The sequence below is a fragment of the Pseudoalteromonas aliena SW19 genome (assembly GCF_014905615.1).
Taxonomy (GTDB): domain Bacteria; phylum Pseudomonadota; class Gammaproteobacteria; order Enterobacterales; family Alteromonadaceae; genus Pseudoalteromonas; species Pseudoalteromonas aliena.
On the sequence record NZ_AQGU01000029.1, the window covers coordinates 13,600 to 40,060 of the forward strand.

Genomic DNA, 26,461 nt, shown 5'->3' on the forward strand with positions numbered 1-26,461 from the left:
TCACGTTTTGTATGAATAAATTACAACACCCGTAAAAACATCTAGAAATCTAGACTTCTAAATTTGTTTTTATGACGTATTTACTGTTAATTAGCCAAAACTATCTATTCGACCTAGTCAGAAAATGAATCTGACTCATGTTTTACCTGAAATAAAACCGTTTTTCTTCATGCTACATACCACGTATAAATTTATTAACTCTGCACAGCACCACTGCAGTTAAACCGTTCGTTCGGTTTTAACAGCCTGTAATGACTGATTGATAAAAGCAGCACATTCTTAGATTGAAAGGGTATTGCCATGAGCACTGATTTTACATTTACTATTAAGAGCACTAACTTGGATGAAAACTACCATCCATCAACCAGTACGCGTATTACCACCAATTTTGCTAATTTAGCCCGTGGTGAAAGCCGCCAACAAAACTTACGTAACACCCTAAAAATGATTAACAATCGTTTTAATGCACTCGCCAATTGGGATAACCCACAAGGGGATCGTTACACGGTTGAACTGAAAATCATCTCGGTTGATTTAGACATTGCAGGCAGTGGCGAAGCCTTTCCATCAATTGAGGTATTAAAAACCAACATTATTGACCGCCAAACTAACGAGCAAATAGAAGGTATGGTGGGTAATAACTTTTCGTCTTATGTGCGCGATTACGACTTTAGCGTATTACTGCCTGAGCATAACAAAAGCAAACCGAAATTTAGTATTCCCGATAACTTTGGCGACTTACACGGCAAGTTGTTTAAACACTTTGTAAGCTCAAAAACCTATAAAAAGCACTTTAAAAAGCCGCCAGTTATTTGTTTAAGCGTGTCTGATAACAAAACCTATCAGCAAAGTGAAAACCTGCACCCTATTTTGGGCGTTGAGTATCAGCCTAATGAGTCGTCGTTAACTGAGCAATATTTTAAAAAAATGGGCTTACAAGTGCGCTACTTTATGCCACCAAATAGCGTTGCACCGTTAGCGTTTTACTTTTTTGGTGATCTACTCAACGACTACAGCAACCTTGAACTAATTAGCACTATTAGCACTATGGAAACATTTCAAAAAATTTATCGTCCAGAAATTTATAACGCCAACGCCGCCGCTGGTAGCCGTTATAAACCGAATTTAAAAAATGACGACCATTCGTTAACGCAAATTGTGTATGACCGCGCAGAACGAGGTCAATTAGCGGTTGAGCAAGGCAAATTTACTGAGCAGCACTTTATTAAGCCTTATCAGTCAGTGCTGCAGCAGTTCTCGGCAAGTATCGCTTAATCACACAACAAAATTAAAGGCAGCATTTATTATGAAAAAACTATTACCCACATCATCAGCAGGCAGCTTGCCAAAACCGTTATGGCTTGCTGAGCCCGAAACCTTATGGTCACCATGGAAATTACAAGGCAGTGAGCTGGTTGATGGCAAACACGACGCCCTGCGTATTTCCCTGCACGAGCAACAAACTGCAGGCGTAGATATAGTCAGCGATGGCGAACAAACTCGCCAGCACTTTGTAACCACCTTTATTGAACACTTAAATGGCGTTGATTTTGAAAACCGTAAAACAGTTAAAATTCGCGACCGTTACGACGCCAGCGTACCCACAGTGGTTGGCCCTGTGTCTCGTACTAAATCGGTATTTGTTGAAGACGCCAAGTTTTTACGCCAGCAAACCAGCCAACCAATTAAATGGGCACTGCCTGGGCCAATGACCATGATCGACACCCTGTATGACGATCACTATAAAAGCCGTGAAAAACTAGCATGGGAATTTGCTAAAATACTCAACCAAGAAGCCAAAGAGCTAGAAGCCGCAGGGGTTGATATAATCCAATTTGATGAACCCGCTTTTAACGTGTTTTTTGACGACGTAAACGACTGGGGCATAGCCTGCCTAGAGCGAGCCATAGAAGGGCTAAAATGCGAAACCGCCGTGCATATTTGCTACGGCTACGGCATTAAAGCCAACACCGATTGGAAGAAAACCCTTGGCACCGAGTGGCGACAATACGAAGAAGTATTCCCTAAGCTGCAAAAATCGAATATTGATATTATTTCGCTCGAATGCCAAAACTCACATGTACCCATAGAGCTACTAGAACTCGTGCGCGGTAAAAAAATAATGGTAGGCGCAATCGATGTAGCCACCAATACTATAGAAACACCCGAAGAGGTGGCAAAAACCCTACGCGAAGCGCTTAAATATGTAGATGCTGACAAACTCTACCCCTGCACCAACTGCGGCATGGCCCCCCTACCCCGCGACATCGCAAACGGCAAACTCAACGCCCTAAGCAAAGGCGCAGAGCTAGTACGTAACGAGCTATTAGCAGCGAATGTAGCTTAACTTTTAGTTACAACTGCTGTAAAAAAAGCCACACCTAAACATAAGTTAAAGTGTGGCTTTTTTAATCAAAATGTCATGGGGGTTTACAGTTAAATTATAAGGTTAAAGGCAAAAGGTGTTAGGTTAAAGGTTTTAAGTTAGTTGAATATTGGTTGGGTAGAGTGCAACAAAACCAGCAAAAATAGTTAAATTTAACCGGGCCGCTAGGTACTATCGATTGAGTGGAAAGTGCCCCATTTGCATGCTGTCAGGATCTATAATTTCTGAAGTCAAGATTTGCCCCCTTTTGCTTAATAGTGTGGGTGAAGAGCAGGGGGCAGGTGATACTGATGGGCATATACTGCATAGCAGTAATGATGGTACTTCAAAAGACAGTAAATCTAGAGATGCCACAGAGAATGAAAAAAGCAAAATTGTTGTACGTGCTAAAGCTGAAAAAGCTAGAATAAATGATCTAGTTCAAGAGTTAAGATCTGAAACAGGTGAAAAGTATGAAACAGCAAAGAGTAATTATGGTTTTGTTGATAACAGCGAATTTAAAACTACCGCTGATCTCTTAATAAAAGATGCTGGGAAAATAGATGCAAAACTTAGTGAAATTATTAAAAACCCATCATCTATTAAAGTAATTGATACAAATGATGTAGGATTTGAAGGTACTTATAGTATAATTACTGTTGAGATATCAATGACTACAACTTATTTAAATGGTAGTTCAGTGAGTGGTCTTATACACGAGATTTCACATTCACTTGGCGGGGAGCACCCGAATGGAGGTTACCATTTTAATAAAAAGGAGATTAGTATTCGTGCTAATAATGCTCGGTATCGCCCTTTTTATACAGACACTCAGGCGTTAGACAGTCAAAGGTTAGATAGAGCTGCTCTATATAAAAATGTTTATACACTTGATTTTGTGCTCCAAAATAAGAGGTTATAAGTGATTGATAAATTAATACTGTTGGGGGGTGCTATTTTATCATCTCACACTATGTCTAGCATGGCTGCTGAACATAGTGTTGATTTGTATAATAAGGTCTATATTGATGTGACTTGTTCAGTGGTTAAAGGCATTGCTACTTTAAAGTTTCACAATATGACTGGCACCTATGTAAATATAGAAGGTGCAAATGACAAGTTCGGCATTTGGGAGTCGGATGCCATTAAAGTTGTTCAAAAGAAATCATATTCAGAGCATTACACACGTTGGGAATATGCTAGAAAGAACAAGTTTTCTAGTTATGAAGGTAATGACCCTATATCGAGTTTAGTCCTTGCTCCATATTCAAAGCGAGAGTTTGATGTTTTTTATGATAAAGAATTTGAATTAAAATCAGGCGACGAATACATGTTATACCTAACATTTTCTGCTTATATAAATAGTTATCCGCTCGACTTTAAAGTCTTTAGGTCCAACAGGCTTTTGACCTCAAGCGATAATTGCTACTGATAGAATTAAAATGAGGTGAATAGGGTCACCCATTAGAAAGTTCCGATCAAGCAGGCAGCTGTGTTTTCTTGATCTTTTTATTCAAAAAGCCAAGTGTTCTTATTATTTAAACTCAATTTAAATATGACTACGCACCTAGTAATGACGTCGACTGGTGTGAATATACACCAGTTGTAGTGGTACAGTGATTTTGGCCACCCATTAAGAAAGAAATGTTATGCTAATAAGCATACAAATTTGGGTGAAAAAATGACGAATTTAAAACGCGCAACGTATTCTGCAGCAATAAAATTAGAAACGGCTCAGCTTGTCGTTGACCAAGGTTATACGCAAGAAGAAAGTCGGACATCAAGAGAGCGGTGGTGATATCAAGTGGTCAGTGCAACATGGTTTTTAATCATATCATTAGGAGTTAAATAGTTTAATATTCTTCTTGGTCGATTATTTAGTTTATTAGCGATTTTATCTAAATAACGTTGGTCAAAGCCATGTAGGCTTGTCTTTTTGGGAAAGTACTGCCTTAATAGGCGATTTGTATTTTCATTTGTTCCCCTTTGCCACGGACTACTCGGGTCACAAAAGTAAACATCTGTATTCGTATTTTTAGTAAATCTTTTATGGTCTGCTAATTCCATTCCCCGATCCCACGTTAGTGTGTTTTTAAGTGCCTTTGGTAAACCATTAAATTTCAGAATAAGTGCATTTACTACATTTTTAGTATCCTTACCATTAACTTGTACCAAAGCTGTATACCGTGTTTTTCGATCAACCAATGTTGCTATATGTGAGTTGCTACTTCCTGATATTAAATCGCCCTCCCAGTGACCTAGAGTTTCTCGTGTTTCAATTTCATGAGGCCTTTCATGAATTGTTTTAGCATCAATAATACCTTTATAAATTCCCTTATTTGTTGAGCGTTTACCATGCCTCAACTTACGTTTTGAGCGAAGATAGCTAAGGACTGCTTTTTCGAAAATATAGCGTGATGGGATAAATAACGTTTTATAAATAGTCTCATGTGAGATATGCATTTCAGATGATGCTGGGTGTTTTATTTTTAACCAGCCAGAAATTTGCTCTGGTGACCAGTCATCTAGTAGCTTAGATTCAACCAAATCGCTAAGTGGATTACCTTTTTGCAATTTACATTGCTTTGGCCTTAATGCTCGCTCTAGCGCATTTTTATCAGCCGTAACTGCACGGTATTTGGCAATACCACCATTGCGTTTGATTTCACGGCTTACTGTTGACGCTGCCTTTTCTACATTACGAGCTATTGCCCTGATAGATAAGCCTGAAGCTAAACCTCTTGATATATCTTCTCGCTCTTCTAAAGAAAGAAACGATAATCGACGTTTTCGTTGCACTGGCGATATTCCACCTTTTAATTTAAGTACACCGAATATAGAACCAGCATGCCTATCAAGCGTCAAGCCTATTTCGCTAAGCGTTTTACCTTCACGCCATAAGAACCATGCTTTCAGCTTTTCAATATCACTTAAACCACGTTTTGATAAGTCAGTCATAACAACCTAATTAATAATCAATTATAAGGTGTTGCATTGACCTATTGAATTCACCACGCTCTCTTGATGTCCGACTCCCTGAACAATTCTCGTTAATCGAGAAGTTAAATCAACGAGAGCGTTATCCAATTAGTGTGCTATGTAGTGTATTCAATGTGCATCGCAGCAGCTATAAGTACTGGGCCATACGGGATACAACGCCGACACCTGAGCAAGTAAGGTTAGAGGCTGAAGTAAAAGCAATACATGCGATGAGTGGTGGTTCAGCAGGGGCACGGACAATCGCAGCGATAGCAACGAACAATGATTTTGAATTGAGCCGTTATCGTGCAGCTAAGCTAATGGTTAAATTAAAGCTTGAAAGCTGCCAAGTACCTCAACATTCATATAAACGCGGTGGTAATGAACACCTTGAAATTCCAAACCTGCTTGATAGACAATTTGATGTTGTTGAGCCTGATACCGTGTGGTGCGGTGATGTGACGTATATTTGGACAGGCAATCGCTGGGCTTATTTAGCCGTGGTTATTGATTTATTTGCACGCAAAGTGGTTGGCTGGGCAATGTCGTTGTCACCAGATACTAATTTAACACTAAAAGCGCTTGAACTCGCATATGAAAGCAGAGGGAAACCGACAGGACTGATGTTTCACTCTGACCAAGGTAGCCATTATACAAGTTTAAAATATCGCCAACGTTTATGGCGCTATAAAATCACACAAAGTATGAGTAGACGTGGAAATTGTTGGGATAATGCGCCAATGGAGCGATTTTTTAGAAGCTTTAAGACGGAATGGATGCCAAAGATTGGATATGGAAACTTTATAGACGCTAAATATAGCGTAAGTGATTACATAAATGGATATTACAACAATGTTAGGCCGCATCATTATAATGCTGGTTTAGCGCCAAATGAATCTGAGGTCAGGTACCAAGATTCTAAAACTGTGGCCAAATTTTATTGACCACTACACTTACCCAAAAAATAATAATCCCGTTCGATATCTTGCATTGCTCTATTAAGTTGCTCTTCATTTAACTACTTTTCATACCTAAAGCTCCAATATTTTTTAAGCTCTTGCAAATCAAAGGGTTCTTTATCTATCTCAGCCGATTCTTTGATAGCGGCATCTAGCATTCTTTTATTTTCTTTCTGATTCTTTTCCCTAATTTCCAACCATATTTTGTCTTGCGCCATACTAGATGCCCTATTAACTATATTTTTGAATTTTCACATTATAATAGACATCACTAATCTTCAATAATGTCCATTATTTTATCGTAATCTACACTGACAGGTTCAGGGTCTACTTGCTTAAAACTTAAATTACTCAGTAGAAAAGTTGAAACTGTATCATGCAGTTATTTTTATGCGTGTAATTCAGGTTTAAGAGTGATAATTGCTTATTTACTGGATGAAATAAAAGTAACGTAGTCGTAAAACATTAATTATTAACCTAAAAAGTAAATCTAATAATACAGCTTTGCTTGATGAATTAGAGTTGGTGCCTGGTTTGGCTGTGCAGGCTACTAGTGAGTGCTTGCATTCCTACTAGGTTAGCTAGACGCTTACGCAGCAAAGGCCAGCTTAATAAACTTAAAAAACATTCTTTCTTTTCCTTAAATGTGTAAAAACTAAATTTTGATCTGCTTTTTATTCGAAAGGCTTCTAATTTTATTTGCAATAGGCCTTTCAAAGAAAACGTACGATATATACGCAAAAAACACACTCAAGCTCAATGATAACAACAGCTTAAGTTCAGTATTTAAATTAAACTTATTAACCATTCCGATAATAGGCATATGCAATAAATAGAATGAATAAGACACTTTACCTAAAAAATCACCAATCTTATTTGCTAAAAAAATATTATTGTTTGGTACTAAAAAAACAACACAAAAGAATACTGTGCTCATAACAAATAGAACTTCATAACTAAGCCACATCTTTTTTTATCAGCCTCGTTAATAGGTGAAAACTCAGGATACAACAGAGGTATTAAACACAAAACTAATATAAACCAGTTGCTCTTCATATAACTTGGTACTTTAAGTGATTTGTAATGCAAACCAAATATAACGCCAATAAAAAAGTACGGGAACGTTCTTAAAGTACTAAAAAAGTTGTAAGGGATACTTTCAATTTCACCAAATAATCGAGGGAAATCAGCCAAATACCAAGACACCAAAAAGGCCACGATTAGTAAATATATATACCCTTTCCTATCGTCTACTAAAAACCAGAAAGCTACAAATATGATATAAAATTGTATTTCTGGTGGAATAGACCAAAGCACGCTTTCGCCGTGTGTAAACAAAAGGTGGCCTATTAACGAATTAAGGTCAGTTATGTTGTATAAAATGTCATAATTATTTTGAGTTAATAAATAAGAGCTAAAAACAATTACAAGGTATAAAGGTAAAACTCGTCCGGCTCTAGCTAATAGGTATTGTCCAATGTTTGCTCTGCTAAACTTGGTGTCTAAATAGAGAAGTGACATTAAAAACCCACTAAGAAGGAAAAATAACATTACGCCATAGGCTCCAGAACCACCGCCTAAGGAACCATTTAACCAATGAGTTATATCTGAAAAGTGGGTAACAAATACAATAAGGGCAGCTAAAGCTCTTAAAGAGTTTAATTTTCTAATTTCCATGAAGTTGATTTAATCCTTAGCTTATTATTTTTTAAGTTGTTCAAATTGAATTATCGGCTGTATGAGCTTAGATCTTATACAATACTACTGAGGTTTTTTACGTTTTAACCAGGCTTTAACGGGTACTATCCATTCTTTTCTGGGAATGAAAAAAGCGCCATGTTCTTTACCCGTTGAAATCGAAATTTCTTTATAAAAACTAACAGTACCAACACTCCTAGCAACTACATGGTCACACGAACCAACAGAATCAGACGTTTCAAATACTGAAAATAAATGACCATAAATATCTATTTCTGCTTTTTTAGCTAATCCGCTGGTACAAGCCGCTAAGATCACAAAGTTAATATCCATGTTTTTTAAATTGCTCGATGCAATTGCCGTAATAAAACCACCACGGGAAAAGCCAACTAAGGATATATTGCTTGCAGGTACGCCATTTTTTAGTAATTTAGTTACTTGCTTAGATAGCTGTTCAGCATATTTAAAAGGATGGGTTTTAGCAGGTCGATGAGTAGCAATTAAATGATAGCTTAAGTCAGCAAGTTCCTTTTTAATAGCTGGAAAATTATATTGCCCCCAGCGCTCATGAATAGGCGTGGGATCTGTGCCCTCTACAATAAGTCCGTGAGAATAGAAAACATATTTATCTGATGAGTTTATTTTGTCAGGGAGGCTCTCAAATACTTCACCACCATAGCTAAATGAACTAAAAAGTAAAAATAATAAAAATTTTTTTGAAACATACCATACCTTTATAAAGCTACAAGTGTGAAACTACACTATTTCAACCTTATTAAAGTATAACCCTTTAATATTATTTTCTTTTACTAATGTATATAAACTATTTTTCGCATCTGTTGTAAAATATTGAAGGCCGACTTCTCTTATTCTAAATAGCTCAGGATTATCAATAGCATTTTTTGTGAGCACCATTTTCTTAAATTTTCCTACCCTACTTGGCTTACCATTTCTTATATTGCGCATGGTGTGGTCTTCATTGAGCGCTTTGTCAAAACCGACTACATTAAATGCAAACCACTGCTCATCATTTAAATTACATTCAAGTAGCTCAATATTCTTACCAAAACCACTTAAAAATAAATGTGAAAATTTAGGTGATACAACAAAAGTTGACGCACCTAATCCAGCTACATCGGGTTTAGCTAAGTTTTGATGTGCAACACGAGGCTCAATTAACCAATCAACGCCTAAAGTTCTCCAATTATCTCTTATACTGCTACCATCAAATAGTAGAAGCTGACCTTTCTTTAACTGAATTATTGGCTCGAAGCCTGTTTCATTGAGCAGTAAAAGTTCATCAGGCTCAACGCTTACACTAAATACTTTGTTAAATTTATCTGACATCACACATTAGCCTGAGTTAAAAATTTAGTAATAGGGAATGTGCCGTTGGCAAGCTCCTCACCTATCTCTTGTAATGTTTCAATTATATCTTGCCGACCTAAGCCCTCGGCGATTGTCTCATTAAGTAAAAATCCAAAAATCGCCAGGGCCTGTTGACCTTTCGTGATTGATTTTGCAGCAGACTGTTTGATATTTAGGCAAGGCAGCGCCTATGCAGTGTGGTTATTCCCCATAAATAGGCGATAACGCAGCATAAATGCCAAACATGCGCTGCCCTTTGGGTTCTTTCTAGGGACGATTAACTCTTTGTTGCTCGGTTTTTACTTAGCCCACTAGGTTACAAACCTCGCGCCGCGATTAAATCGTCCCTAGATTGAACAAATTTCAATCCACAAAGGTCAACACGCCCTAGGGTCAAATCTTCGATTTCATACACTATAATTAATAACCGTTTTCGCTTATATCGGATGATTCAAAGTCTATCCCGAAAAGTTAAGCTAAAAAACAAAACTGACACTCACTTTAATTAATCTTTGAATGCTGTGCCACAAAATTTACTTTTAAATTAGAAGATAATCGCCAAAATAAGTTAGCTAAACAGCGATACGATTTAGGGGGACGATAATGAGCAGACATTTTATTGGGTGTTTCTTTTTTTAATTGCCATTATATTGATGGTAATTACAGAAATTTACTTAACCCTCATATTTAAAGAGTTTATATTATCTTGGTTATAAATACGGTATTTCCCTGTTCTAGAGACTTTCATTAACCCAAGTTCTTCATATAGCCTAATTGCTCTTTGAGTTGCACCAGATAGTTTAGATGCCTGATTAATAAACATTACATTTCCTTATTTTGCAGATGAGATTATGTGACACAGGTATAAAATAGGCAGCCAACTTACTCCACGATTGAGATAGACAATTACACTTTTAAAAGCTAAATAGCCAGCATCAAAATAACTATACTGTAACTATTGGTTGTAAAACTGACTAAATAAATAAAACTTACAAAGAGGCAATATTACTTTATGGATGAAAATTCAACGATTTAAAAACACCATATAGTGTGCTAACTTCAAGAATCAATTGAATAAATGGACTAATTAGTATGAAGTACAGGAATGTTTATCAGCTTATTGCGGCTTTTATTTTTGCGTCATTGTTTGCAGCTCCCGTTGTTGCTGTGCAAATAACAAATACGAGTAATGGCTATGAGCAACATACCCAAGTATTAGCCTCTAAAGCACTTGCACAAGAGCGAACTGTAACTATTCAACTCCCTAAAAGTTACCATAAAAATCCTGATAAAAAATACCCCGTAATTTATCGACTCGATGGTAAAGAAAACCTTGCTTATATGACGCCAGTTTTAGCGCATTTACATACCGCTTTTACTAAGGCCGCGCCTGAAGTGATTATTGTGGCAATTGAAAATACGGATAGGTTAAGAGACTTGTACCCAACTAAAAATGAGGAATCAGCAGGCCCCGTTGGTTTGGGCGGCGGCGCGGCAAGGTTTCTTGAATTTATTGAAACTGAGCTTATTCCATTGGTTAATGAGAAGTACCGTACTCATGATTTTAAAGTGATTTCAGGTGCGTCTGCTGCTGGCGTATTTGTACTTTATGCCTTTCAAACGAACCCAGATTTATTTCAAGCTCACATAGCTTATAGCCCCGCAGTGTGGTGGAATTACGGCGCTACGGCAAAAAGCACCAAAGCATTTTTTGCTAATAGCAAAACACTGCCTAATTATTTGTATATGAATATAGGCCAAGAGAGCGGCATAATGCGAGAACGCTACGACGATATGAATATGTTTTTAAAAGCGAATACTCCAAAGGCGCTTACTTTTATTAGTGAATCGTTTGATAACGTGCCTCATGGCCTTACATTTGCTGCGGGAGCATTTAATGCCTATCAAAAGCTGTTTTTACCGCTACAAATGCCAGTTAGTGCATACACAGGCGAAACTCATTCAATTGCTACATATTATCAGCGTTTATCTGCTCAACATGGTGAGAAAATTGCCCCTCAGGAATCAATGATCAGAGAGCTCGGCTATCATTTTGTAAATATAGGTGAATTAGATCAAGCCATAAAGATTTTTAAGTATGGGATATCTCTTTATCCAAATACAGCAGATGCTTACAATGGCTTAGCATATGGTTATGAAAGTAGCGGAATGTACCAAGAGTCTCTTGAACAAGTAAAAAAAGCATTAGCTCTTGTTGATAAAAATTACCTTGGTTACGATGTTTACCTAGCTCGTAAAAACAGACTTATTGCGCTGTTACAACAATAAATAGTGGCTAATGGTATACCAGTATAGTTTATAAATGTTCGCTTTTTGATGACGTGAGCATTTATAAATATGATTAACTCACCTTGTTTGAGCGTTTGTTCAAAATAAGTTAAGCTGCGAGTATATAAGCTAAATCTAACTTAATTTATTGCGGAGCAAACATGGCAACTACACTGGCATTTGACGTATACGGTACGCTAATAAATACTCATGGCGTACTTACGTTACTCGACGACATGATAGGCAACAACGCCCAAGTATTTTCAAATACGTGGCGAGAAAAGCAATTAGAGTACTCATTCAGACGTGGCTTAATGCAAAATTATGTTCCCTTTTCGCTATGTACAAAACACGCCCTCGATTATGCCTGCCTAGCGCATAAAACTGAACTAAGCGAGGAACAAAAAGTACAGCTGCTAGAGCGTTATAAAACCCTCCCCGCATTCGACGATGTAAAAGCGGGCCTTGAGAGCTTAAAAGCACAAGGCTATCGCTTATTTGCGTTTTCTAATGGTGCTGCCAGTGCGGTTCATACTTTGTTAGAAACAGCCGATATTAGTGATCTTTTTGAAGACGTTATCAGCGCCGATGATATTAAAACCTTTAAACCAAACCCTGGTGTGTATAGCCATTTTTTACGTGAAGCAAATTCAACGGGTGCTAATACTTGGCTTATATCAAGCAACCCGTTTGATGTAACTGGCGCAATATCGCATGGTATGCGCGCCGCGTGGATTAAGCGCTCTGACGGGGCTATTTTTGATCCATGGGAAATACAACCGACCACTATTGCAACCGACTTACTCGACTTAAAAGAAAAGCTAAAAAGCGTTAACTAACGGTAATTAGCATAAATATTTGAACTAATTTAACTCGTAAAATAAGCCCTCTGATTTAATAGATAAATAAGACTCTAGGGCGTGTTGACCTTTGTGGATTGAAATTTGTTCAATCTAGGGACGATTTAATCGCGGCGCGAGGTTTGTAACCTAGTGGGCTAAGTAAAAATCGAGCAACAAAGAGTTAATCGTCTCTAGAAAGAACCCAAAGGGCAGCGCATGTTTGGCATTTATGCTGCGTTATCGCCTATTTATGGGGAATAACCACACTACACAGGCTCTGCCTTGCCTAAATACCAAACAGTCTGCTGCAAAATAAATCACGAAAGGTCAACTCGCCCTAGTAATAACCTTTACACTTATTGTGCACGCACGATAGGTGTAAAGGGGGTTTACATACTAAATCTTTAGTAGCCCCAAATAACCTCGTATATTTAATTCTAGAAAGCTATCAATGCCATTAAAATTTAAGTTTTAGTGGTTTTTTGACAGGATTCAGACTGTTTTTTATTTTAAATAAGAGCATCAAATCATTTAAAAATAATTTTTATTTTATTTTATTTAGTTATATTTTTCATCCTCTTTATTTTTTACAAGTCACTGTTAAAAATAGATTTTATTGAAAGAGTTTAATATTTTTTAGAATATAAAAATACAGTAACTCATCCATTTTAACTATTGCAAATGAAAATTGTTACCATTAAGATCTCCGCACCCAAAATGAGTACCTTTAAGGATCGAACGTGTCCCAGTCACAAAGCCTGCAACTAAATGCAGTCGAGAACCAACCCCTTTTTGAGCAAAACGAATTACCCCCTCAGTTTAATTTAGAGCAGTTTATTAATTACCAAATAGCATCACTACAAGGGTTATCTGCAGTGCAGCAGGCTATGGCCAAAGCACAAAAGCCGTTTTCTGGAGTGTCGGTAAGTACATTGGCTAAAACACTTAACGATGTTGATTTGTCAAAACCACTTGCCGATTTTCCGGCAGTGCTTGACGAGCTAAAAAGTGTTTATTTAGATCATGCTGTGTACTTTCACCACCCTCGCTATATGGCACATTTAAATTGCCCTGTTACTTATCCTGCTGTTGTGGCTGAGCATATTATTGCTGCTATTAATACTTCGGTAGATACGTGGGATCAAAGTGCAGGGGCAACGCTGATAGAGCAAAAGCTAATAGATTGGACTTGTCAAAAAGCAGATTTTCCTAGTACCGCTGATGGTGTATTTACCAGTGGTGGCACACAATCGAATTTAATGGCAATGCTTGTTGCACGTGAGGTAGCCGTTGAACGCTATGCGCCAGGGCATGAAGTAAAACTGCAAGGGTTACCAGCAATTGCATCTCGCTTTCGTATTTATTGCTCTGAGGTGGCGCACTTTAGTATTCAAAAAGCCGCTGCGTTATTAGGGCTCGGTTACGACGCGGTTGTACCCGTTGCAACCAACAGTAAAATGCAAATGGATTTAGATGCACTTAAAACAGCGGTTTCAACTAGTAAGGCGCAAGGCGAATTACCTATTGCAGTGGTGATCACCGCTGGTACTACTGATTTTGGCTCTATAGATCCCATAAACGACATTGCACTTTTGGCTAAGCAAGAGCAGCTATGGTGTCATGTAGATGGAGCGTATGGTGGCGGATTATTAGTTAGCGAAAACCACCGAAATGCTTTAAATGGCATTGAAAAGGTCGATTCAATCACAATCGATTATCATAAATCATTTATGCAGCCAGTTAGTTGCAGTGCATTTTTATTAAGCAATAAGCGCTACTTTAGCCATATTACATTATATGCCGATTACTTAAACCCGTTGGCTGAGGCTGGTAACGGCGTGCCTAATTTGGTTGATAAAAGCTTACAAACCACCCGCCGATTTGACGCATTAAAATTATGGCTTACGCTACGAACAATAGGCGAAGCGCCTCTTGGGTATGCGTTTGATAAAGTTATCGGGCTTGCGCGCCAAACGCATATTGTATTGAACGATCATCCCGATTTTGAAGTTATTAATTATCCTGAACTTAGCGCCTTAGTATTTCGCTTTGCCCCCGCTGATTTACAAACTGACCCAGACTTACTCGATGCGTTAAATTTACACGTACGCAGCACTTTTTTAAAAACCGGCGAAGCCATGATTGCTCGCACTAAAGTTGGCGGGCGTCACTACCTTAAATTTACGTTACTTAACGCTTTATGCCAGCTTAGTGATATACGTGCCGTTATTGATCAAATAAGTGATATTGCTTGGCAGGCTTATAAACAGGAGCAAGTGTAATGAATACTGAACCTTACGATTTTATTGCTATTGGCTTGGGTCCATTTAACTTATCGCTGGCTTGTTTAAGCGAACCTCTGGGCGAAGTTAAGAGTTTGTTTTTAGAACAGCGCAGTCTATTTGATTGGCACCCAGGTATGATGCTTGAAGGGGTTACATTGCAAACGCCATTTATGTCGGATTTGGTGACGCTTGCCGATCCAACGAGCAAATATAGCTTTTTAAATTACGCTAAACTTAATCATCGCCTTTACCCGTTTTACATTCGTGAGAGCTTTTTTTTATTAAGACGTGAGTACAATTTATATTGCCAATGGGTGTGTTCTCAACTTTCAAATGTGGCTTTTGAACAAACGGTTACACAAGTACAATTTTGTGAGCAAAGTAAATGCTATACGGTAACTTGCAACACACTAAATGGCGTGCAAAGTTATGTTACTCGTCACTTGGTGCTAGGAACTGGCCCTGCGCCATATATTCCTGAGTGCGCCACGGCAAGTAACTCGGCTAATGTAATGCACAGTAGTGATTTTTGTCATCGCCTTGACGAATTAAAGCAAGCAAAGCGCGTAACAGTTGTGGGTGCAGGGCAAAGTGCCGCTGAAATTTATCAAACATTATTACAGCAAGCTGTACCCAATGGATTGCAGCTAGATTGGATTGCGCGTTCACCGCGTTACTTTCCGCTTGAATACACTAAACTGACGCTGGAAATGACCTCTCCTGAGTATGTAGATTATTTTTATAATTTAAAAACCGAGCAACGTGATTGGCTTAATCAAAGCCAAAAAAATCTGTTTAAGGGCATTAACGGCGATTTAATTAACAACATTTTTGACACGCTCTACGAGCAAAGCCTAGATGGCCCAATTACAACCACCTTTAAAACTAACAGCAAGCTCAGCGGCGTGAAAAAAATAGGTGAGCGATTACTTACAGATTTTTATCATCATGAGCTTGATCAACACTTTGAAATAGAAACCGATTATTTACTTTGTGCTACTGGGTTTAAATATTCTCGACCTGCGTTTTTAGATGGTATTTCTGAGCAGCTACCAAAAGATGCACACGGGCGCTACATTGTGAGTCGTGAGTATGCAGTTGATAAAGCGCAAAAGCAGATTTTTGTACAAAACGCAGAGCAACATACGCATGGTTTTGTAACGCCAGACTTAGGCATGGCGTGTTATCGAAACAGCATTATTTTACGTGAAATTTTGGGTTATGCGCCATACCAAGTAGAACAAAAAATTGCGTTTCAGTGCTTTGATTTAAGTGATGTTGATACTATTGAACAGCAAAAGAGTAATGCCGCATGAGTTTACGCATTGCCCTTATTTTGCTGACGCTTATTTCGGTTGTATGCGATACCTTGCTACTGCCGTTTTACCCGCAATTTTTTGCCAGCGAATTTGCTATACAAGACCCTTCCCTGATTGGTTTATTTGTAGCTAACTGCTGCGTAACAGTCATGCTTGCTTTACCTCTTTGGGCTAAAGTAGCTAAAAAATACCATGAGCTTGCCTTATGGCTAGTAACACAAGTTATTGCTGCCCTGCTTGGCGTGCTTTGCTATTTTGCAAACACGGCTTGGGAGTTTTGGCTTTACTACCAGTTAATGCTTGTTTTTAAAGCCAGTTATTTACTCATTTACCCTTTTGCACTGCGACTAGCGCAGCAGCGTCAGCATTTATCGATTATAGGTTTGTTTTCGGTTCTTATGCACTTTGGCGCTATTGGTGGCGCGTTAATTGGCGGCTATTTTTTAGGGTTAGGTGAGCCACGTTATGCGTTATTGCTAAGTGGTGCAGGCGATTTAATACAAGTACTTTTATGTGCCTATTTAATGGTTTCGTTAAAAATAGGTATACACCAACAGGCAATCGAATCTGAAAAACCGCGTACACGTACTCCTTACTTTATTTGGCAGTTTTGCTTTTTAAGTGTGGTGGTTTACTTTAGCGCATTTTTAATTCGGCCATTTTTTACAACCCATTGGCAAACATTAAGCGTGCAAAGTAGCCCATTTGAAAGCGCACTTGTTTATGCCATTCCTGCTTTTGCTGCGCTTTCTATGCTTATTTTTAATCACTTTAGACACCGTTTGCTATGGCCGACAATGAGCCGCAATTCTACGCTGTTGTGTGCAATGGCATTTGCAGCGCTTGGGCTTTACTTTCAGGCTCAGCAACAAGTGATGTTAGTTATTTTGGCTCGGGTTTTATATGGCATTGCGTTATTTCAAGTCATGGTGCTTTTAGAAGTAATGCTGTTTGCAAAAAGTGAGCCCGCGCATTATGGCAGTGACTTTTCTAAAGTACACATAGCGCAAAATGTTGGGGTTATTTTTGCCTCATTACTTGTGGGTGTAAGCGTAGAGCAGTTTTCTAGCACAGTGCCCTTTTACTTTGCAGCCATTGGCTTTACTGGGCTTGCATTACTTTTATTGTGGCGAGTTAAGTTTGCAGGTCGCACTGCACGTATTGCGTCTTAATTTTTCGGAGATTTTATGTATTTTTCATCATTTTCAACCACGCTTGAGCATACCGGCAAGGTAACCATACGTTTATTGCAGCCAACTGATATGTCAATTATTTGTACTTGGCTTAAGCAACCTTATGCGCACTTTTGGGGTATGAATAACCAAACAGAACAGCAAATGCGTAACGCCTATCAAGACATTATAAGTAATGCTCATCATCATGCATATGCTATAGAGCAAAATAATGAGTTATTAGCGCTTGTTGAGCTATACGATCCAGCGCAAGATAGTTTAATGAAAGCGGCTTACAAAGCGCAAAAACACGATGTGGGTATGCATATTTTACTCTCGCCAAATACTTCACCAAAACGCCATTTTAGTTTTGAAATGATGCAGTGCGTGCTACAGAGTATTTTTGCTAACAACGCAGCAGCGCGAGTGGTCGTAGAACCCGATATAGCGAATAATAAAATTCATACCCTAAATAAACGCTTAGGATTTGTGCATACGCAGCACATTCAGCTTGGCAAAAAGCAAGCTTATTTAGGGTTTTGCGATAAGGCTGCTTTTGACAGGCACACCCAATTATTTGCGCAAATGCTAATACCGTTAAATACTGATTATGTTAAGCATTCACATTGGCAGTGGGCTAATAGGCATTTGCAAAGCAAGGCATTAACGGAGCTTGTACATGAGCGCCTTTTAATAGCTGAGCAAATAAATCAAACGTGGCAAGTAAATGTTGAAGGAGGGTATTTTACCTTTAGTGGCCGCGCTATGGCGCTTAACCACATAGACATAGATGAACCAAGCTTATGTTTTTACAACTCAAGTAACGAGCAAAAGCCACTCGATGTACTTCGCTTTTTTAGTATGCAAGGGCCTTTACTTGGCTTAACGGGCGAGCGTTTGGCAACGTATCTTGAGGAATTGAATGCCACACTTGCCAGTGCATGCTTTAAACGTGAAAACAATACAACCAGTGCAGAGCAATTAGCGCAACAAGGTTTACAACAAATAGAATCAGCAATGAGCGAAGGGCACCCTGCTTTTATCGCTAATAATGGTCGTATTGGGTTTAGCAAAAGCGATTTTTTACGCTATGCACCAGAGGTTGGTAAGCACTTTAAAGTAATTTGGTTAGCAGCGCACAAAAGTGTGTGTACATTTGCGCATAGTAAATATTTTGCTGATTACGAGAGTCATATAAACGGTGAACTTGATTTAACTACTCGCGATCATTTTAGTGCCGCTTTAAAAAATAAAAACCTAAATTTAGACGACTATCTATTAATGCCTGCACACCCTTGGCAATGGCAAAATAAGCTAAGTGTTGTATTTGCCAACGAGCTGGCCAGTGAGCGATTAGTGTATTTAGGCCAAGGTGATGACTTGTATCAAGCGCAGCAATCTATTCGTACTTTATATAATAGCTCGCACCCGCACAAACCTTATTTAAAAGTGGCATTATCAATTTTAAATATGGGCTTTATGCGAGGGCTTTCTCGTGCGTACATGGCAGTAACGCCTCTTATTAACGATTGGGTGTTTGATAAAGTAAGTCAAGATACACAACTGAAGGCGACTAACTTTGTCGCCCTTAGAGAGTACGCTACGCTAGGCTACGCACACCACACGTTTGAGCAAAGCGCATTGGGTGATACCGCGTATCGAAAAATGTTTGCATGCCTTTGGCGTGAAAACCCAAATCATAACCTCAACAGTGATGAACAACTAACGACTATGGCGGCCTTATTACACTTAGATAATAACGGCCAAAGTATGGTCGGGGCATGGCTAGATCAAAGTGGTTTGAGTACAAACAATTGGTTACAAGCTTACTTTAATGTGTACCTTATTCCTTTAGTACATTGTTTTTACGCACATAAATTAGTGTTTATGCCGCATGGCGAAAACCTTATATTAAAGCTTAAAAACTCAGTGCCGGTAGGTGCTTACATGAAAGACATTGGCGAAGAAGTAGCACTGCTCAACAGTGATGAACAACTCCCTGAAGGCGTAAAACGTATTCATATTACTATGCCTAAAGAGCATGAGTTATTGAGTATTTTTACTGATGTGTTTGACTGCTTTTTTAGATATTTAGTGGCTATTTTAGTACGTGAAAAACGCATTACGGAGCATGAATTTTGGCAATGTGTATCGCAAAGTGTTAAAGCGTATCAGCATGCAACCCCTGCGCTAAATGAGCGATTTAAAGAGTATGACTTTTTTAGTGACGAGTTTGCTCATTCATGTTTAAACCGTTTACAGCTTGGAAATAATAAGCAAATGGTTGATTTAGCAGACCCTGCCGGTAGCTTGCAGTTTGCAGGAAGTTTAAATAACCCTGTGGCGTCTTCGCTTTATGGCTAAACACGGTACACTAGCGCACTTTTTGTTTAGTAGTAATGAGCCTGAAAATGGCCTTGTTCCTAGCTTAACATTGGTGCGTTTATTAGCTCAACGTTGTAAGGAGCACTACCCAAGTGCTCCTGATCAATTTGTAAGTCGACATTTATTTTTGCAGCTATGCTGGCAAAGTATTTACGCTTACACCTATTGGTTAACAAAAAAGCAAAGTCCCGTTATGCCCACACACACCTTAGTGCATTTACATGGCGCGTATTGTCGGGGTTTAAGTTTTAGCCATGCATCAACTGCGAATAAAAAGATGCAATTTGCTGCGCTTATCCGCTTTTTCACGCAGGTAGGGCAATGGATTAATACCGACCTAGCGCTTAGTCAAAAAGAGCAAGGGCGATTATTGCTCGACACATTAAATAACGCTATACAGCGCGCAAATAGCTTAGCTATAGCACACACCACACATATTACTTACTGCCATAAGCAATTACATTCACTTATTTGCCAAGGATTTGAACTCACTATTTTATTTGAGCCTCTACCTTTGCGTTTAACGTGTTGTCGTTATTATTTGGCTGGATATGACAAGTGCCAAACCTGTCCAAAAAAGGATTCTAAAAATAATGAACCAACGTCTTAAAACCATCGATCTTGCCCGTGGTGCGAGCGTTTTTATAATGATCATCGTGCATACCTTGTGGATGTTCGCAACACCAGATCTGCAAGGTAGCAGTCTATTTGGTACTGTTATTCATATATTAGGAAAAGGCACGGCGTCTTTCTTAGTCGCTATGGGGATCTCAATGGCGCTTTCGCGCAGGCAAGCGCCATGGCTTTTAGCAAAGCGCGGCGCTCAATTATTGTTACTTGGGTATGTTATGAACGCAGCTAAATTTTGGCTGCCTATTGAGGTGTTTAACACTATGCCTGAATCGTTTATTAATGCTTACGGATGGCAAAGCCCTTTAAATTCAGAGCAACTAAAATTTATGTTACTAACGGGTGATATTTTACAGCTTGCCGGTGTTAGTTTAGTCCTGTTTGCAGTGCTTAATATCGCGCGCTGGAAAACACATTGGATTGCCACTTTAGCTGTTGCGATTGCATTAAGTAGTGAGTTTGTTAGAGGGTCTCAATTTACGCTTTTACCCTATGTAAGTGATTTATTTTTTGCTAATAATTATCAAGTATACTTTCCGGTATTTCCATGGATAAGCGCCATATTGACGGGCTATGTTCTAGGGCGAATATATCAGCAAAAGCAAAAGGATGAGCAATACTTATACAAAGTATGTGCTTGGCTTGGTGGAGCTTTACTTATTGTTGGTGCTGCTTGGCTAGCCGTTGATTTTAAAGGTCAGTTTGGGAATTTCTTTCATTTAAACGGTGGGGGCATTAGTTATTTAATCGGTTTAAATTTATGTGCACTTGCGTTATTACAATACCTATTTGCCAATAAAAGTAGTGGACCTATTACACGTGCTCTTTTATATGCGAGCAAACATGTAACGGCTCTTTATGTTATTCAATGGGTACTTATTTGCTGGCTGATGGGAGTATTTGGTTACCATACTCTTACGCTTTGGCCAACGTTGTACTTGATGGTGCTTGTGAGTTTACTTACCTTTGCAGTACATAAACTCTATTTGCAAAGCAAACGCACTACTATAGGCGTTATGCAAAAAACTAAACGCACTGCTTAAAACTGTAAAGGGGCTTTACGGGCGCGACTTTAAGCGCCCTAGTTTGTTTTATCGATTCGATAACTGTGTGCATGCGCTTTGCCATTGGCCTATTGCGATGATGGCACACATAAATATTCTCGCTAATTGGGTTGGCTAAATGGTGCGTTTTTATAAGCGCAGGTTTATTAAATGCACTAACTGCATGAGCAGGTAAAACGGTAAAGCCTAGCCCTAAACTTACAGGTTCCAATATTAAACTTATTTGGTTAGAAAACCCCGTCTGCTTTATTTGATCAACATGTTCAAATTCACTGTAGTTTTCGCTAAGTAAAAGCTGTGCATGGTGTTTTGCATCGGGGTGGCCAATAAAGCCAAGTTCACATAAAACCTCCCACGTTGGGTTTTCAATATTTGCGGGGGTCACTAATAATAAAGCTTCTTCGCCTATTTTGTGGCTGGTAACTTCACTAAGCGTCGGCATTTGGGTTAGAAAACCTATATCGGCGCTATAGTTTGCCACGGCTTGCTCTACACTTGTGTTTGGTGCAAAGCGGTAATCAATAGTTAGCTTTGGGTGCGTAGCTTGTAGCGCTAATAACTGGCTGTAAAATTGTAGCCCACAACTCCCCGGTGATTGTATTTTTACCAGCCCGCTGTAAGGCAAATCATCTTTTAATTGTTGTTCTAAAAATTGCCATTCTTTTAATAACAAACTGCCTTGCTGATATAAGTTTTGTCCATGCACGGTGAGCGAAAACTGCTTGCCGTGGCGCTCAAGTAAAGCGCAGTTAACTTGTTGCTCTAGCTTTTTAATATGCTGGCTTACGCCAGACTGCGTCATAAATAAGCGTTCAGCCGTTTGAGTAAAGTGATTTACCTCAACCAAGGTGCAAAATGTGTTTAACCATGTCGGATTTATCATTACAAAACGTACTCAAAATGATGATTAATGATAATTTTACTTAATATTGTTCAATTCGTAAACTAACTCTATCAACTAGTCACAAGATAAGTTAAAGAGGAAGCATTATGAGTCATACATACCCACGTAGTTTTTCGCACATTGGTATTTCGGTCCCCGACGTTGAAAAAGCCGTTGAGTTTTACACTAAGGTTATGGGTTGGTACACAATAATGGAACCCACTTTAATAACCGAAGACAAAAGCCCCATTGGCGAAATGTGTACCGAAGTATTTGGTGAAAAATGGGAAAAATTCAAAATAGCGCACCTTTCAACAGGCGATCGTATTGGTGTAGAAATTTTTGAATTTAAAAACCAAGAAAACCCAAAAGATAACTTTGAATACTGGAAAACAGGCATCTTCCATTTCTGTGTTCAAGACCCTGATGTAGAAGGCTTAGCTGAGCGTATTGTAGAAGCTGGCGGTAAAAAACGTATGCAAGCCCCGCGCTATTACTACCCTGGCGAAAAGCCATACCGCATGATCTACATGGAAGACCCGTTTGGCAACATCCTTGAAATTTACAGCCACAGCTACGAGCTTATATACAGCGCAGGCGCTTATTAAGTCGCACCTAGCTTAAAAAGCATTTAGCTAAAAACAAAGGCCGCCGTATTTATTACTGCGGCCTTAGTTGTTTATTTGAATGATTTTAGTGATTAGCGCATACTTTTTCATAGAATGAAGTATCAATATGCTCTTTTAAATCAAATTGAAATTGGCTATCAAAAATATCACTGATTTGCCCCACCGCAAATAACTGTGCATGAACACTGCAATTTTTTGAAAGTATAATTCCTTCCATGCTAGCATGGAAGGTCGTTAGCTGCGTACTGCTGAGAAATTCAGGCGTATTTTCTATATCATCATGCCATCGCTTTTTAATAGGTGTTCTGTCGCCCTTGTTATTAACATAATAAAAGTGCCAATTAGGTGGGTTTTCTTCCCATACATCACTTCCCTTTGCTTGTGTTATTAAGACTCCAGATGATGGTACTTCAAAAATTGGGACACCATTTTCATACTTAGATGGCGAGCCTTTTGGCACGTTATAAATAATATAAAAAGTGCCAGTATAGCTTTCAGGTATTAGATAAATCGCAGGAGAGGATCTTTTTCGATTTGGGCAAATACTATCAAAAAACTTACCGTCTATATTCTCAATTTTTATTGCTTCGTGTATATCGAATAGGTACTTGCTGTCCGTTTGCTCTGAATCTGTTCCAACGGTAAAGTTTTGATAAATAAAATCGCACCCATATGCTGGCACTGTATGACCTAATCCTCCACCGTACATAGTTCTTATTTCTTCACCGCTTTCAGTCGAACCTCTTTTCAATGAAGAGTCTTCGCTTATAGGCGATCTCTCACCTGTATCACTCACGTAAAAATACTGTATTTGACTATTTTCAATCCAGCCCTCGTTAGCATCCATTTGTGTAACAAGGACACCCGATAGCGGTATTTTATATACGCGAGAATCGCCCTCGTATTTCGGTGGCTCTCCATTTGGTGCGTTAAATATTATGTATAAAGAGCCAACATAGTCTTCAGGTATTAAGTAAATTGCAGGTTCACTCTTTTTTACCTCAGTACAGGCTGAAAGTAACGCTATTATTAAGCTAATAAACAGTATTTTTAAAAGGTGGATATTATAAAATGATTTCATCGAGTCGCCTTTACTTAAGTAAGCCATTAAAGCAATATTCTAAACTCGCTTTTTCGAGCAGCATGCAATGGCCGCTGTTTGCTGGAATCGAAGTAAACCGATTATTCCAATCAGCTATTTTGTGAAAAGCTAATTTAGGATATCTATTTGCTTGTCTAAATAGTTCATCGCCGACAGTCCCCTTAAAACTACCATTGTTATTAAGCGGTAAACGCAGTGCGCTTGCAATCATCGGATAGTCCGCATTTAGAGATAAACTTAATGGTGGCGCGCCTTTTCGAACATGTATACCAAGTGAAATTGCTTGTCCACCTGGACCCACAATAAATGCTTCACAATTGGGAAAAGCATCGCCCGTGATATAAGTAACTATATCCATGTGACCGTTTACTGTATCAATGTCTATAATAATTTTATACTTAACATTTAAAGTTGGCACGTATGAAAAGTCTAATCTTTCTTGCATCTCTGGAGAGCCTGGCATCGCGTGATTAACACCTCCGTATTGGCCGTCTAAGCGATACTGATAAATACTATTATTAGTTAGAGGTTTGTCTTTGAGAGTAACACGCCCTTTTGGTGCTAAATTACCAGAATATATTCTTTTTTTATCTTCCCAAGGTGCTTTTGATGGATCTGATACTGTTACGGGAGTAACTGTAATTTTTTTTGTGGATAGTGTTAATTTATGCCAAATCCTTGAGGTTGTAGGTTTAATACCGCTAGGTTTAAGCGAAAACCCTCGATTATCCCCTTCAAACATTAGCCCTGACCAGCCAAAATCTTTTTCAGGGTGAAAAGAACGTATGTTAATTTCATAGTCAGCTAGCTGAATAGCCATAATCTAAATTCCATTTATAGTTAAGATAATATCCCGTTTCGAATATAGTAACATTCGTGTTGAATAAGGACAATATGATCCCCAGCACTAAAGTTGGACACAATACTAAGCAATGTTCTTTTGCTCAAAAGCTTCTTGGCTGGAATAGCCATTAGCACTATGCCTTTTGTAATAAACTTCAATGTATTTACCAGACAGCCACGCTAATTGAAGAAACAATACCGTCTCCTGATTTAAAAGCGCAAAATTTAGAGTGGGTGTCCAGTTAATTTTCGTTTTTGGTGAAAAATGGGAAAAATTCAAAATAGCGCACCTTTCAACAGGCGATCGTATTGGTGTAGAAATTTTTGAATTTAAAAACCAAGAAAACCCAAAAGATAACTTTGAATACTGGAAAACAGGCATCTTCCATTTCTGTGTTCAAGACCCTGATGTAGAAGGCTTAGCTGAGCGTATTGTAGAAGCTGGCGGTAAAAAACGTATGCAAGCCCCGCGCTATTACTACCCTGGCGAAAAGCCATACCGCATGATCTACATGGAAGACCCGTTTGGCAACATCCTTGAAATTTACAGCCACAGCTACGAGCTTATATACAGCGCAGGCGCTTATTAAAAGCATTTAGCTAAAAACAAAGGCCGCCGTATTTATTACTGCGGCCTTTTTTTCAGTTATAGCGCTTTTATTTTTACTAATCGTGAGGGTATACGGTGCCGTTTTTATTTATGATCGCGCTCCACTGCTCTATTATTTCATTTGCACTGGCAAGTTCACTTTCGCTAAGTTGCGGATACTGTCGCTGCTCAAACCACGCATAGCGATTATAAATATCATTATTATCGGTGATTTCCATAATTAATCGGTTTAGCGCGTAAGACTTTGCAAAACTTTTTTCACCAAGTTGCTGTGAATAATACACATTAGATAAAGAGATTAATGCTTTTTCACTACCATGTTGAGCAGCGTATTCTAAAAATACTATTTTTTGTTTATTAAAATTATCCCTTTTTTGAATGAACTCAGCGCGTTTTAGTGTCGAAAAACCTTGCGACTTCATAAAAAACTCAGCCGTTAGATTAACAAATGACTCTTGTGCGGCGACAAACCCATTTTTCGCTGCATCTTCTAAATACGCATAAAATTGGTGACGCTCAATACTATTAATGCCCTTACAATAATCAAACTTTTCTATTTTACTATCAGCGGCTTCGCCGACATCACTGTACTGAGAGATTTGTTCTAGCTCAGCTTGTAGAGCGTTGTCATCAATTGGTGCCGACAAACAATACCTTAAGTTTGTAGCGATGATATATTTTGCTTCGTTATCACCATCGTTTGCTGCCGCTTGTAAGCGTTTAAAGTGCTCCCTAAACTCCCCTTGAAGTTTCCATTGCGGTCTGGTCATAATAACTCGCTGATACTTACCTTCGCTTGATGAAAGGGCACTGTTAGTCACCTTTTTGTTGGTCAGTAAGTCAGTATTGACTGCTTTTTTAGGAGTTTTTTGAGGTAATACAGTTAAATAATTAGAGGTTTGCTCTGCTGAAGTCGGTGGATCCGACGCTTTATTGTAAAAATAACCGACAGTACATAACAGTAGAGAGACTATTAAAAATATAGATAGATAAACCCACCTTGGCTTATGCATGTTATTGTTTTTCAAGCCACTTACCT

General features: G+C 38.6%; 24 protein-coding genes and 2 pseudogenes. 15 read left to right on the forward strand and 11 right to left on the reverse strand.

The genetic code is table 11. The features are described from left to right. Window positions 1–300 precede the first annotated feature (300 nt). The 4 genes from PALI_RS16510 (at window position 301) to PALI_RS16525 (ending at window position 3,797) form a co-directional block, all read left to right on the forward strand. Entirely contained in the window at window positions 301–1,275 is a 975-nt protein-coding gene (locus tag PALI_RS16510) for a DUF1852 domain-containing protein (RefSeq protein WP_193156754.1), read from the forward strand. 31 nt (window positions 1,276–1,306) lie between these two features. Further along, complete coding sequence (locus tag PALI_RS16515; RefSeq protein WP_193156755.1) at window positions 1,307–2,347, forward strand: methionine synthase; 1,041 nt, start codon at window positions 1,307–1,309, stop codon at window positions 2,345–2,347. Window positions 2,348–2,588: 241 nt separating this feature from the next. After that, window positions 2,589–3,287, forward strand: coding sequence for a hypothetical protein (locus PALI_RS16520; RefSeq protein WP_193156756.1), 699 nt, complete (start codon window positions 2,589–2,591; stop codon window positions 3,285–3,287). Continuing rightward, window positions 3,288–3,797: a hypothetical protein gene (locus PALI_RS16525; protein ID WP_010388776.1), complete on the forward strand. Its 510-nt coding sequence runs from the start codon at window positions 3,288–3,290 to the stop codon at window positions 3,795–3,797. A gap of 368 nt (window positions 3,798–4,165) precedes the next feature. On the opposite strand, the gene PALI_RS16530 is transcribed toward PALI_RS16525, so the two are convergent. Beyond that, window positions 4,166–5,323: an IS30 family transposase gene (locus PALI_RS16530; protein WP_193154361.1), complete on the reverse strand. Its 1,158-nt coding sequence runs from the start codon at window positions 5,321–5,323 to the stop codon at window positions 4,166–4,168. A 56-nt stretch (window positions 5,324–5,379) separates the two neighbouring features. On the opposite strand from PALI_RS16530, the pseudogene PALI_RS16535 reads away from it, so the two are divergent. Beyond that, window positions 5,380–6,288 (forward strand): annotated as a pseudogene (locus PALI_RS16535) (IS3 family transposase); the annotation flags it as partial. Window positions 6,289–6,362: 74 nt separating this feature from the next. Here PALI_RS16535 and PALI_RS16540 read toward each other — a convergent pair. The 6 genes from PALI_RS16540 to PALI_RS16560 form a co-directional block, all read right to left on the reverse strand. Further along, window positions 6,363–6,521, reverse strand: a complete 159-nt coding sequence (locus PALI_RS16540; RefSeq protein WP_193156757.1) for a hypothetical protein — start codon at window positions 6,519–6,521, stop codon at window positions 6,363–6,365. A 437-nt stretch (window positions 6,522–6,958) separates the two neighbouring features. Then, the gene (locus tag PALI_RS20275) at window positions 6,959–7,270 is read right to left on the reverse strand and encodes an acyltransferase family protein (protein WP_319025372.1); all 312 of its coding nucleotides are present in this window, start codon (window positions 7,268–7,270) and stop codon (window positions 6,959–6,961) included. Then, window positions 7,237–7,980 (reverse strand): acyltransferase family protein, encoded by a 744-nt coding sequence (locus PALI_RS16545; protein WP_264299777.1) that lies wholly within the window; start codon window positions 7,978–7,980, stop codon window positions 7,237–7,239. The genes PALI_RS20275 and PALI_RS16545 overlap by 34 nt, the downstream gene beginning before the upstream one ends. 84 nt (window positions 7,981–8,064) lie before the next feature. After that, window positions 8,065–8,739: an alpha/beta hydrolase gene (locus tag PALI_RS20365; protein ID WP_193157030.1), complete on the reverse strand. Its 675-nt coding sequence runs from the start codon at window positions 8,737–8,739 to the stop codon at window positions 8,065–8,067. A gap of 18 nt (window positions 8,740–8,757) precedes the next feature. Next, complete coding sequence (locus tag PALI_RS16555; protein WP_193156758.1) at window positions 8,758–9,348, reverse strand: hypothetical protein; 591 nt, start codon at window positions 9,346–9,348, stop codon at window positions 8,758–8,760. A 691-nt stretch (window positions 9,349–10,039) separates the two neighbouring features. Continuing rightward, window positions 10,040–10,192 (reverse strand): MerR family DNA-binding transcriptional regulator, encoded by a 153-nt coding sequence (locus tag PALI_RS16560; RefSeq protein ID WP_193156759.1) that lies wholly within the window; start codon window positions 10,190–10,192, stop codon window positions 10,040–10,042. A gap of 269 nt (window positions 10,193–10,461) precedes the next feature. Between PALI_RS16560 and PALI_RS16565 the strand changes: the two genes are divergently transcribed. The 8 genes from PALI_RS16565 to PALI_RS16600 all read left to right on the forward strand — a co-directional run bounded on the left by PALI_RS16565 (window position 10,462) and on the right by PALI_RS16600 (window position 21,334). Continuing rightward, a complete protein-coding gene (locus PALI_RS16565) occupies window positions 10,462–11,658 on the forward strand; it encodes an alpha/beta hydrolase-fold protein (RefSeq protein ID WP_193156760.1) in 1,197 nt (398 codons plus the stop codon). A gap of 161 nt (window positions 11,659–11,819) precedes the next feature. Continuing rightward, on the forward strand, window positions 11,820–12,497 hold the full coding sequence (locus PALI_RS16570) for a haloacid dehalogenase type II (protein ID WP_193156761.1): 678 nt from the start codon (window positions 11,820–11,822) through the stop codon (window positions 12,495–12,497). Window positions 12,498–13,240: 743 nt separating this feature from the next. After that, the gene (locus PALI_RS16575) at window positions 13,241–14,782 is read left to right on the forward strand and encodes a pyridoxal phosphate-dependent decarboxylase family protein (RefSeq protein ID WP_138584643.1); all 1,542 of its coding nucleotides are present in this window, start codon (window positions 13,241–13,243) and stop codon (window positions 14,780–14,782) included. Beyond that, window positions 14,782–16,101, forward strand: a complete 1,320-nt coding sequence (locus tag PALI_RS16580; RefSeq protein WP_138584644.1) for a lysine N(6)-hydroxylase/L-ornithine N(5)-oxygenase family protein — start codon at window positions 14,782–14,784, stop codon at window positions 16,099–16,101. The genes PALI_RS16575 and PALI_RS16580 overlap by 1 nt, the downstream gene beginning before the upstream one ends. Beyond that, window positions 16,098–17,276 carry an MFS transporter gene (locus PALI_RS16585; RefSeq protein ID WP_193156762.1) on the forward strand — a complete coding sequence of 393 codons (1,179 nt, stop codon included), beginning with the start codon at window positions 16,098–16,100 and terminating at the stop codon, window positions 17,274–17,276. The genes PALI_RS16580 and PALI_RS16585 overlap by 4 nt, the downstream gene beginning before the upstream one ends. A 15-nt stretch (window positions 17,277–17,291) precedes the next feature. After that, entirely contained in the window at window positions 17,292–19,640 is a 2,349-nt protein-coding gene (locus tag PALI_RS16590; protein WP_193156763.1) for a GNAT family N-acetyltransferase, read from the forward strand. Then, window positions 19,633–20,271: a (2Fe-2S)-binding protein gene (locus PALI_RS16595; RefSeq protein WP_193156764.1), complete on the forward strand. Its 639-nt coding sequence runs from the start codon at window positions 19,633–19,635 to the stop codon at window positions 20,269–20,271. The genes PALI_RS16590 and PALI_RS16595 overlap by 8 nt, the downstream gene beginning before the upstream one ends. Continuing rightward, window positions 20,255–21,334, forward strand: coding sequence for a heparan-alpha-glucosaminide N-acetyltransferase domain-containing protein (locus tag PALI_RS16600; protein WP_193156765.1), 1,080 nt, complete (start codon window positions 20,255–20,257; stop codon window positions 21,332–21,334). Before PALI_RS16595 ends, PALI_RS16600 begins: the two co-directional genes overlap by 17 nt. On the opposite strand, the gene PALI_RS16605 is transcribed toward PALI_RS16600, so the two are convergent. After that, the gene (locus PALI_RS16605; protein WP_193156766.1) at window positions 21,318–22,238 is read right to left on the reverse strand and encodes a LysR family transcriptional regulator; all 921 of its coding nucleotides are present in this window, start codon (window positions 22,236–22,238) and stop codon (window positions 21,318–21,320) included. The two genes, PALI_RS16600 and PALI_RS16605, sit on opposite strands and share 17 nt — an antisense overlap. Before the next feature lie 107 nt (window positions 22,239–22,345). Here PALI_RS16605 and PALI_RS16610 point away from each other — a divergent pair, with 107 nt between their 5' ends. Continuing rightward, the gene (locus PALI_RS16610; RefSeq protein WP_007583656.1) at window positions 22,346–22,846 is read left to right on the forward strand and encodes a lactoylglutathione lyase family protein; all 501 of its coding nucleotides are present in this window, start codon (window positions 22,346–22,348) and stop codon (window positions 22,844–22,846) included. Between the two features lie 85 nt (window positions 22,847–22,931). Here the strand turns inward: PALI_RS16610 and PALI_RS16615 are convergent, their stop codons facing one another. After that, window positions 22,932–23,948, reverse strand: coding sequence for a DUF6843 domain-containing protein (locus PALI_RS16615; protein WP_193156767.1), 1,017 nt, complete (start codon window positions 23,946–23,948; stop codon window positions 22,932–22,934). Window positions 23,949–23,958: 10 nt separating this feature from the next. Beyond that, entirely contained in the window at window positions 23,959–24,789 is an 831-nt protein-coding gene (locus PALI_RS16620) for a hypothetical protein (RefSeq protein WP_193156768.1), read from the reverse strand. Between the two features lie 265 nt (window positions 24,790–25,054). On the opposite strand from PALI_RS16620, the pseudogene PALI_RS16625 reads away from it, so the two are divergent. Continuing rightward, window positions 25,055–25,402: pseudogene (locus PALI_RS16625) on the forward strand (VOC family protein); the annotation flags it as partial. A gap of 76 nt (window positions 25,403–25,478) precedes the next feature. Here PALI_RS16625 and PALI_RS16630 read toward each other — a convergent pair. Further along, entirely contained in the window at window positions 25,479–26,450 is a 972-nt protein-coding gene (locus PALI_RS16630; protein ID WP_182703021.1) for a hypothetical protein, read from the reverse strand. Between the last annotated feature and the right edge of the window lie 11 nt (window positions 26,451–26,461).

Bases quoted from the DNA above. Each gene is read 5' to 3' on its own strand.
- PALI_RS16510 (WP_193156754.1), top strand. From the start codon at position 301: ATGAGCACTGATTTTACATTTACTATTAAGAGCACTAACTTGGATGAA.
- PALI_RS16515 (WP_193156755.1), top strand. From the start codon at position 1,307: ATGAAAAAACTATTACCCACATCATCAGCAGGCAGCTTGCCAAAACCG.
- PALI_RS16520 (WP_193156756.1), top strand. From the start codon at position 2,589: ATGCTGTCAGGATCTATAATTTCTGAAGTCAAGATTTGCCCCCTTTTG.
- PALI_RS16530 (WP_193154361.1), bottom strand. From the start codon at position 5,323: ATGACTGACTTATCAAAACGTGGTTTAAGTGATATTGAAAAGCTGAAA.
- PALI_RS16540 (WP_193156757.1), bottom strand. From the start codon at position 6,521: ATGGCGCAAGACAAAATATGGTTGGAAATTAGGGAAAAGAATCAGAAA.
- PALI_RS20275 (WP_319025372.1), bottom strand. From the start codon at position 7,270: ATGTGGCTTAGTTATGAAGTTCTATTTGTTATGAGCACAGTATTCTTT.
- PALI_RS16545 (WP_264299777.1), bottom strand. From the start codon at position 7,980: ATGGAAATTAGAAAATTAAACTCTTTAAGAGCTTTAGCTGCCCTTATT.
- PALI_RS16555 (WP_193156758.1), bottom strand. From the start codon at position 9,348: ATGTCAGATAAATTTAACAAAGTATTTAGTGTAAGCGTTGAGCCTGAT.
- PALI_RS16560 (WP_193156759.1), bottom strand. From the start codon at position 10,192: ATGTTTATTAATCAGGCATCTAAACTATCTGGTGCAACTCAAAGAGCA.
- PALI_RS16565 (WP_193156760.1), top strand. From the start codon at position 10,462: ATGAAGTACAGGAATGTTTATCAGCTTATTGCGGCTTTTATTTTTGCG.
- PALI_RS16570 (WP_193156761.1), top strand. From the start codon at position 11,820: ATGGCAACTACACTGGCATTTGACGTATACGGTACGCTAATAAATACT.
- PALI_RS16580 (WP_138584644.1), top strand. From the start codon at position 14,782: ATGAATACTGAACCTTACGATTTTATTGCTATTGGCTTGGGTCCATTT.
- PALI_RS16585 (WP_193156762.1), top strand. From the start codon at position 16,098: ATGAGTTTACGCATTGCCCTTATTTTGCTGACGCTTATTTCGGTTGTA.
- PALI_RS16590 (WP_193156763.1), top strand. From the start codon at position 17,292: ATGTATTTTTCATCATTTTCAACCACGCTTGAGCATACCGGCAAGGTA.
- PALI_RS16595 (WP_193156764.1), top strand. From the start codon at position 19,633: ATGGCTAAACACGGTACACTAGCGCACTTTTTGTTTAGTAGTAATGAG.
- PALI_RS16600 (WP_193156765.1), top strand. From the start codon at position 20,255: ATGAACCAACGTCTTAAAACCATCGATCTTGCCCGTGGTGCGAGCGTT.
- PALI_RS16605 (WP_193156766.1), bottom strand. From the start codon at position 22,238: ATGATAAATCCGACATGGTTAAACACATTTTGCACCTTGGTTGAGGTA.
- PALI_RS16610 (WP_007583656.1), top strand. From the start codon at position 22,346: ATGAGTCATACATACCCACGTAGTTTTTCGCACATTGGTATTTCGGTC.
- PALI_RS16615 (WP_193156767.1), bottom strand. From the start codon at position 23,948: ATGAAATCATTTTATAATATCCACCTTTTAAAAATACTGTTTATTAGC.
- PALI_RS16620 (WP_193156768.1), bottom strand. From the start codon at position 24,789: ATGGCTATTCAGCTAGCTGACTATGAAATTAACATACGTTCTTTTCAC.